Origin of the sequence: Paraburkholderia lacunae (assembly GCF_003353175.1) — a bacterium.
Taxonomy (GTDB): domain Bacteria; phylum Pseudomonadota; class Gammaproteobacteria; order Burkholderiales; family Burkholderiaceae; genus Paraburkholderia; species Paraburkholderia lacunae.
This window is the reverse complement of sequence record NZ_QHKS01000067.1, coordinates 1-8,236: the sequence shown is the minus strand read 5'-3', so window position 1 is coordinate 8,236 and position 8,236 is coordinate 1. Positions and strand designations below refer to the sequence as shown.

Below are 8,236 nucleotides of genomic sequence, written 5' to 3'. Positions count from 1 at the left end.
GCATCACCGAAGGCTTCAGCCATTTCGTTGCCTCCATAGCTGCTCCGGTTGCTTCCGGCTGGAGCGGTTGCCGGGCGGGACTTACACCCGCTGGAAAGCGCCACCTTTTCACGGCGCACACCCGAAGCGGTCCTCTACCTTTCCCCAAACCGGACATTCGTGGGTCGTATTGAAGGTTCGAATGGTTGACATGTGTCTCAACTGCCAGGGCACTCGACGTAAGCTGACGCAAACTGCCTTCTTCGTGATGCAACCCGGCGTGGCAGTCCTTCGGGACGTGCCTCCCGAGGGTTATACGCGTTAGGTCTAGAAGGGACGCAGTCAGAAAGCATCCCAAGACGCGGACGAGGCTTTTTTGTGCGTATAACACCGCATCCGATCCTGTCAGCGGTTTTCAAAACTACAGGAACTGGTAAAGAGGTGAGGTCTTAATGCAACGCCGCTGCGTAGCCGCGCTCGCTACGATTAGTCTGCTGCTACATTCCGCCGCGAGGTTGGGTTCGCGCCGGCGGACCTGCTCAGCATACCCTCTGCGCTTCTAGGAATCGCTGTTGGCATGAGGCTCTACAAGCGGCTATCAGACCAGCATTTCGCTCGCGTCGTGAACGTGCTGTTGATCGTCTCGGGGATCAGCTACTTCGGGCAGTAGAGCCGAGAGCGGGCGGTTGCATCGGCGATGGGCGCCCGGGACAGAGATTTGCGGCGTTCAATTCACATTGGCGTCGCGCCATCGATTAGCGCGCCTTCGAAATGCATCACGCTGTGACGTAGCTCGACTCGGCCAATAGGCGCGCGCAGCGAATAGTGCAGTGGCGATCATCCCGCTCCGAAGCGCGGCGGAATTAAAGCGATCAATGGGTATTTTCCGGACGCGGCCGGCGAATGAGGTCCGGATTACTCCGGTCATCCGGCATTCATCTCGATGCACGTTTTGTCCGGGTGAACGTCGTCTCTGTCCGTTGAGGGGAACGCGGCTCAGGCTCTAAATTGGCGGCATTAAACCCACCGGGCGCTTGCGAGAAACAAGGTTACCTCGCGCGCCGCCCCGCCCGAGCAAACCGCCAGCGCAGCGGAATGGTCGGGCGGCTCTAGAGGAGACACCGCCATGGCCCATCAGATAACCCTCCGTTTTGAGGACGGAGTGACCCGCTTCATCGAGTGCAAGGAGGGCGAGCGTGTCACCGATGCCGCCATTCGCGCCAAGATCAATATTCCACTCGATTGCCGTGATGGTGTGTGTGGCACCTGCAAGGCGGTCTGCGAGTCCGGCGACTACGTTCTGGGCGACTGCGTGGAAGATGCGCTCAGCCCGGAAGAGGCGAGCGCCCGCAAGGTTCTCACCTGCCAGATGAGCCCACGTTCCGACTGCGTGATCCAGCTCGCCACGAATTCCGATGTCTCAGGGACCGGCCCGTCCTCCCACCAAGGACGGATCGTCGCCTGCCAACGAGCGTCGGACACCACGATCGCCTTCTCGGTCGAGTTGGAGAACCGCGCGGATCTCAGCTTCCTTGCGGGGCAGTATGTCAACATCCGGGTGCCCGGCACCGATCAGACCCGCTCCTACTCCTTCAGCTCGGGGCCGTCCGAGCCGCGTTTGTCCTTCCTTGTGCGCAATGTGCGTCAAGGGGTGATGTCGAGCTGGCTGTGCGAATCCGCCAAAGTAGGAGACCAAATCGAGTTTCGTGGCCCGCTGGGAAGCTTCTACCTGCGCCCCATCGAGCGGCCGGTGCTGTTTCTGGCGGGTGGTACGGGCCTCGCGCCGTTCCTGTCGATGCTGGACAAGATCGTCGCGGACGGCGGCAGTCCGTATCCCATCCACATGATCTTTGGTGTGAACAGCGACGAAGATCTGGTTGGCATCGACCGGCTCGAAACCTATGCGCAGCGCCTGCCGAACTTCACCTATGCCTGCACCGTCTCCAGCCCCGACAGTGCCCACCCCAACAAAGGCTATGTGACCCACCACATCAGCGCCTCCCAGCTCAACGATGGCGATGCGGATGTGTACCTCTGCGGCCCACCGCCGATGGTCGATGCGGTGCGCAATTTTCTCTCGTCCGAAGGGCTGACGCCGCGCAACTTCTATTACGAGAAGTTCGCCGGCACCGGCCTGGTGGTTCAGACCGGCGAGGAGCGCATGGCTCCTGTCGATGTGGATGAAGCCTTCGATTTGCGCATGGCGCTCGAACTCGGGGCGGCTCAGCTGACCATGGGCCGGCTGTCGAGCGACCAATTGATCATGTTCCGCCGGCTCGCCGAGGCGACGGCGCCGTTTGTGTCCGGGCGGCGCTTTACCGACGTTGCGCGCTACATCGAGGCAAACCATGCCTTCCACCTGTTCACCATTGAAGCTTCCGGCAACGCCCAACTGATCGCGCTTTACCGGCAACTGGCCGTGCAGGACTACATCGCCCGCGCGCTGACCGACCAGATCGAGATCGTCGGCGATATGGTCCAACAGCACCGGGACATTGTCGCCGCCTTCGAACTGGGCGACCTGAACGCGGCACGGGACGTGATTGCACTGCATGCACTGCATTCCAAGGCCACGATGAGCCGCGCACTGGAGCGAATGACGCTGGGCAAGACGGCACCCGTGGTCGCAGCGCCACCCGCTCCCCCGTCTGCCGTGCCGCAGAGCGCGCCGCAGATTTGCCCATTCACGGCCAAGACCCTTCCGCCCTATTCACACGAACTGGACTGGCCCGAGGAACTGGAGCCGTTCAAGGTGGTCGATGACGGCTCGCAAGGCGACCCTTACGAGCACTACCGCTGGATGCGCGAGCATGCGCCGGTGCTGCGTTGCCAGTCGGCGACTTCGGACGTGTGGTTCCTGTCGCGCTATGACGATGTCTACCAGGCGATTCGCAATCCCAAGCTGTTTTCCTCCGAGGTCGTCAGCCCGCCACCGCTGACGTTCCTGACGCTGTTCGACGCGCCCGACCATTCGCGCTTGCGCAAGGTCGTCCAGCCGTCCTTCCTGCCGCTGGCGCTCGATCCCTTTATCGGGCAGATCGGGCAGAGAGCGGAGGACCTGCTCGACGCGATGATTGCCAAAGGCGGCGGCGATGTCGTCGACGATTTCGCTATCCCGCTCAGTATCTCGACAATCTCCACGATGATCGACGTGCCGAACGAGGATGAAGAGAAGATGAAGTTCTGGTCGGACGAGACCTTCAGCTACTTCGGGCGCCTCGCCCGCAATGCGCCGGGGACCGGCACCGACGAGCAGAGCGCGCAGGCTTTCTTCGCTTACCTGAAGGAAGCGATGGAGCGGCTCGCTCGCACCGACAGCCAGTCGATCGGCGGGCATATCGCGCGCATGTGGAAGGACGGATTGCTTTCGGAAAAGGAAGCGAAGGAGTTGTGCGCCTTCGTCTTCATCGCCGGGCACGACACGACGACTATCCTCGTCGCCAACGCTTTTCGCATGTTCGCCGAACAGCCGGATCTGCTGGGACGGATTCGCGAAAACCCGACCGACGCTGACCGTTTCGTCGAGGAGGTGGCGCGCTATCGTGGGACCGTCCAGCGCGTGAGCCGCATCACCACCGAGGCGACCACGGTCGCGGGCGTCGATCTGCCCAAGGGCGCGGTGGTGCGCTTGCTGCTCTCGGCAGCGAACCGCGACAGCCGCAAGTTTACCGACGGCGAGAGGTTCGACATCGACCGCGATTCCAACGGTCATTTGGGTTTTGGCAACGGCATGCACAAATGCCTTGGTGCGCCCCTCGCCAAGCTGGAGACGCTGATCGCGACGAAGGCTCTGGCCCGCAAGGTTGGCGATATCGCACTCGATCCGGCACGGCCGATCCAGTATGTGCGGGGCAACAACCTGACCAACTCCGGGCCGGAACACCTGTTCGTCAAGTTCCGTAGGTTATCGGCCTAAAGCGGATGACGGGGGGCGCGGTCGAGTCAGCCCGCGCTCCCCTTTTTAGGCGGCAAGGATCGATCGTGGGCCGCGGAGCGGTATTCGGTTGGCCGCAGTCCCGTCTGCTTGCGGAAGAAACGACCGAAATAGGCCTCGTCCTGAAAGCCCAGTTCACTGGCGATCTGCTTCACGCTGAGCGTCGAATAGCCGAGCAGCCGCTTGGCCTCATGGATCGAGCGCGCATCGATTGCCTCGATTGCCGACACCCCGAAGGTGGCGCGGCAGATGCGCGAGAGCTGACCGGTGCTCACGCCCATCTCGTCGGCATAGCTGGCGACCGGGCGCCGCTCACGGCAATGGCGGTCGAGCAACGCGCGGAACCGCTCGATCCGTCCGGCCATGGTGCGCTGTTCGGAACTGGCCGAAAGCCGGGCGCTCTCGCTGAGGCGCCCGATCTTGACGAACAAGGTGATCGCCAGTGCCGCGCCTGCGGTGAACTGCCAGCGCTCGTGGCTCTCCGCCTCGTGGCCGATCGACTCGAACAGGGTGTTTAGAGGTGTGCCGCGCTCGACGTCGGGATCGATCGACAGCACCGTCGGCGTGCGGATGAATTCCAGCAGCTCGGGCGCGGCCGTCATCGCCAGCGATTCCAGCGCTGACTGCGCGGCGGTGATGACGTGACCGTCGATGTCGCTGCGAAAGTGAAAGCCGTGAACCGAGCGCGCTGGCACGACGATCAGGCATGGCGCTTCGACTGCCCAGCTCTTGCCGTCGATGAAGGTCTCGCCGCCCCCGGCGGTGACGTAGAGCACCTGGATCAGTGCGTCATGGATGTGCGGCCTGATGTCGAAGTCGAAACGGCCGGCACGCAGGGGAATGCGTTCGTAATGGACCATGTCGACCCAGGATTGGTCGGCTTCCGCGCCATAGAGCGCGAAATGCAGAACGGTCCGGCGGCGCTGTTGGTCATTGGCCATGATGCACGTTATGTCCTGCTCTATGTGATCTCTGTCCATTGTTCCACAGGCGCTTGGGGCGTTCAATGGCGATACGGATTTCAGCAAGCAAAATCGCGTGGAAATTTCAGAAAGGATAACTACATGAGACAGGAACTTGAAAATCGCGCCGCTGCGTCGGCCCCCTACGCGCTGAACCTGGACGGAAAGGTCTGCGTGGTCACGGGCGCAGGCAGTGGTATTGGTGCCGGCATCGCGCGCGCGTTCGCCAATGTCGGAGCACATGTGGCGCTCGTGGATTGGAATCTTGCTGGCGCGGAAGCTGTCGCCGCCGAACTTCGGAACGCCGGTGCGGTGGCGCAGGCGATCGGCTGCGATGTGTCGGACGAAGTCTCGGTTGCCGCGGCTGCTGGCGAAGTTCGCGCGGCGCTCGGGCCGGCCAGTGTGCTTGTCAACAATGCAGGGCTTCTACGCGCCGGACCTCTCGAGACGGTCTCGATCGCGGACTGGAACCAGGCCATCGCCGTGAACCTGACCGGCTATCTTCTGTGTGCTCGAGCTTTCGGGGGCGACATGCTGGCGGCGGGCAAAGGCAATATCGTTCACGTTGCCTCGATTGCGGCGCTCAGTCCGCAGACCAATAGCGGTTCGTATAGCCCGAGCAAGGCGGGCGTGCTGCTGCTGTCGCGGCAGTTGGCGGCGGAGTGGGGTCCACGCGGGGTGCGCAGCAACTGCGTGCTGCCCGGCATGATCCGCACCGCGCTGTCCGCGAAGTTTTACGAGGAGCCCGGCTTCGAAGCTCGCCGCGCCGCCGCCACCGCGAGCCGCCGTATCGGCGAGCCGGAAGACCTCGCCGGCCCAGCCCTGTTCCTCGCCTCTGACCTAGCTGCCTACGTCAATGGCGCGGAGGTGCTCGTCGACGGCGGGCTCGATTGCATGCTGATGGACATGGTCCCGCGCCCCGGCTTCAACGCCACGCCGGCCGCGTGAGCACCATCACACCATAACAAGGAGAGTGGATATGGCCAAGGAGATCACTTGCGATCTGGTCGTGGTCGGATCGGGTGCCGCGGGCCTCGCTACCGCGATCACTGCACGCAAGCGCGACCTCGATGTCATCGTGCTCGAAAAGGAGCCCGTGTTCGGCGGTACCACCGCGCTGTCGGGCGGGGTCTTGTGGATTCCTCTGAGCAAATATGGCCGCCAGCAGAACCCAGCTGACAGCGTCGAGCGCGTGCGCGAGTACATAATGAGCGAGACGGGCAACAACTACGATGCCGCCGCGGTCGAATGCTTTATCGAGAACGGGCCGAGAATGGTCGAGTTCTTTGAGCAAGAGACCGAGATGAAGTTCGTGCCCACGCTCTATCCGGACTATCACCCGGATGCGCCCGGCGGTGTCGACATCGGCCGCTCGATCCTCGCCGCACCCTACGACATCCGCGGGCTGGGCAAGGACATGCGCCGTCTCAAGCCGCCGCTCGAGACGATCACCTTTATGGGAATGATGTTCAATTCCTCGAACGCGGACCTCAAGCACTTCTTCCGCGCGACCAAGTCGATTGTTTCGTTCTTCTACGTAGCCCGGCGTCTGGCTACGCACCTCAAGGAGCTGGCGCTTTACCGGCGGGGGATCAACGTAACGAGCGGCAACGCGTTAGCCGCGAGGCTCGCGAAGTCGGCGCTGGCGCTCGAGATTCCGATCCTCACTTCGACGACCGTGAAGGAACTGCTGAGCGAGGACGGCAAGGTGGCCGGCGTGCGCGCGAGCGCTGCGGACGGCGACCTTCGGATTACCGCGCGGCACGGCGTCGTGCTGGCTTGCGGCGGCTTCCCGCACGATCTCAAGCGCATCGCGCAGGTCTATCCGCATGTGAAGCGTGGGGGTGAGCATCTCTCGCCCACGCCCGTCGGCAATACGGGCGACGGGCTGAGCATGGCGGAGAAGATGGGTGGTGCCGTGGCGCTCGGCTTCGCCGATGCGTCGGCCTGGATGCCGGTATCAAAGGTGCCCTTCGGCAAGGGCCGCACAGGCGTATTCCCGCATCTGCTCGACCGCTACAAGCCCGGCGTGATCGGCGTGCTGCGGAACGGTCGGCGCTTCACCAACGAATCGAACTCCTACCACGATGTTGGCGCGGCGCTGATGCGAGCCTGTGAGGGTGAACGGGAGACGGCGATGTGGCTGATCTGCGATAAGGTGGCGCTCGGCAAGTATGGACTCGGCTATGCCAAGCCCGCGCCGATGCCCGTGGGCCCGTTGCTACGTAAAGGCTACCTCGTCAAGGGCGAGACGCTCGGCGAACTGGCGCGTAATTGCGGGATTGTTCCTGATGCGCTCGAGACGACGGTCTCTGCCTACAATCTCGCCGCCGTGCGCGGAGAAGACCCGGCGTTCCAGCGCGGACGCACGTCGTTCAACCGTTATCTCGCCGATCCGGACAACCAGCCCAATCCTTGCGTTGCGCCGATCGCGACCGGCCCCTTCTATGCGGTGAAGGTAGTGATGGGCGATCTGGGCACGTTCGACGGCCTCAGGACCAGCGTCACCGGCGAGGTGCTGCGCGCCGACGGTAGCCAGATCGAGGGCCTTTACGCGGTCGGCAATGACCGGCGCAGCGTGATGGGCGGCAACTATCCGGGCGCCGGCATCACTCATGGGCCCAACATGACTTTCGGCTATGTCACCGGTAACGCCATCGCCACCAAAGCCATGGCCCGCAAAGAGAAGGTGTACGCATGAATACCCAACCAATGTTTCTGGCAAAGCCCCTCGTGGATTTCCGGGTCTACACCATCGCGCTGCGCAAGATGCCCGAGTTTCTCGAAGTGTTCGACAGGCTCGCCATGCCGATCCTGCGCGAGACGCTTGGACATCCGCTCGGCTTCTGGACGAGTCTGGTCGGGCCGCAGAACCAGTTCACCCACCTGTGGGGGTATGATGATCTGGCAGATTACGAACGACGGTGCCTTGCACGCGATACGCATCCGGATTTCCCGGCCTATCTCAAGGCATCGGGCCATCTGATCATGGCACAGGAGACACGGCTCATTCGTGCCGCCGTGCTGGCTAGTGGCGCAGAGTAAGCCGATGCTTGAGGTTTTTGCTGTTAGTCGAAGCCGAGCATCGGATCGCGCCGGTCTTTGATAGCCGCAGAATTCGAACAATAGTGCGTCGGATACGGTGAGCAGGCAAACAAGCATTGCGGGTCCGTGTCGGCGAGGGGGGGCGGTGAGCGATTGTTGACGATCTGGGCAGCACAGTCGACCGTCTCTTCTTGGCCCAGACTGTGTCAAAACGCATTTTTGAAGCGCTAGAATTCTTCATCCGATAGCGGAGGATGAGCAAGATGAAGCGGTTCGTTCAAGGCGATAGTCGTACACAAAGCTTTCTCCTTCCCGA

General features: G+C 62.5%; 5 protein-coding genes. 4 read left to right on the top strand and 1 reads right to left on the bottom strand.

Annotated features, from left to right (window positions below):
* Nucleotides 1-1,105: 1,105 nt before the first annotated feature.
* Nucleotides 1,106-3,895, top strand: coding sequence for a benzoate 1,2-dioxygenase electron transfer component BenC (gene benC, locus DLM46_RS38505; protein ID WP_115110235.1), 2,790 nt, complete (start codon nt 1,106-1,108; stop codon nt 3,893-3,895).
* 26 nt (nt 3,896-3,921) lie between these two features.
* Here the strand turns inward: benC and DLM46_RS38500 are convergent, their stop codons facing one another.
* A complete protein-coding gene (locus DLM46_RS38500; protein WP_115110232.1) occupies nt 3,922-4,854 on the bottom strand; it encodes a helix-turn-helix domain-containing protein in 933 nt (310 codons plus the stop codon).
* A 123-nt stretch (nt 4,855-4,977) separates the two neighbouring features.
* Here DLM46_RS38500 and DLM46_RS38495 point away from each other — a divergent pair, with 123 nt between their 5' ends.
* From DLM46_RS38495 to DLM46_RS38485, 3 genes are read left to right on the top strand one after another with little or no spacing between them, the layout of a single operon-like run.
* A complete protein-coding gene (locus tag DLM46_RS38495; protein ID WP_115110229.1) occupies nt 4,978-5,823 on the top strand; it encodes an SDR family NAD(P)-dependent oxidoreductase in 846 nt (281 codons plus the stop codon).
* Nucleotides 5,824-5,854: 31 nt separating this feature from the next.
* On the top strand, nt 5,855-7,576 hold the full coding sequence (locus DLM46_RS38490; RefSeq protein WP_115110226.1) for an FAD-dependent oxidoreductase: 1,722 nt from the start codon (nt 5,855-5,857) through the stop codon (nt 7,574-7,576).
* A complete protein-coding gene (locus tag DLM46_RS38485) occupies nt 7,573-7,920 on the top strand; it encodes an NIPSNAP family protein (protein ID WP_115110222.1) in 348 nt (115 codons plus the stop codon). Before DLM46_RS38490 ends, DLM46_RS38485 begins: the two co-directional genes overlap by 4 nt.
* Nucleotides 7,921-8,236 lie beyond the last annotated feature (316 nt).

Bases quoted from the DNA above. Each gene is read 5' to 3' on its own strand.
- DLM46_RS38495 (WP_115110229.1), top strand. From the start codon at position 4,978: ATGAGACAGGAACTTGAAAATCGCGCCGCTGCGTCGGCCCCCTACGCG.
- DLM46_RS38500 (WP_115110232.1), bottom strand. From the start codon at position 4,854: ATGGCCAATGACCAACAGCGCCGCCGGACCGTTCTGCATTTCGCGCTC.
- DLM46_RS38490 (WP_115110226.1), top strand. From the start codon at position 5,855: ATGGCCAAGGAGATCACTTGCGATCTGGTCGTGGTCGGATCGGGTGCC.
- DLM46_RS38485 (WP_115110222.1), top strand. From the start codon at position 7,573: ATGAATACCCAACCAATGTTTCTGGCAAAGCCCCTCGTGGATTTCCGG.
- benC (WP_115110235.1), top strand. From the start codon at position 1,106: ATGGCCCATCAGATAACCCTCCGTTTTGAGGACGGAGTGACCCGCTTC.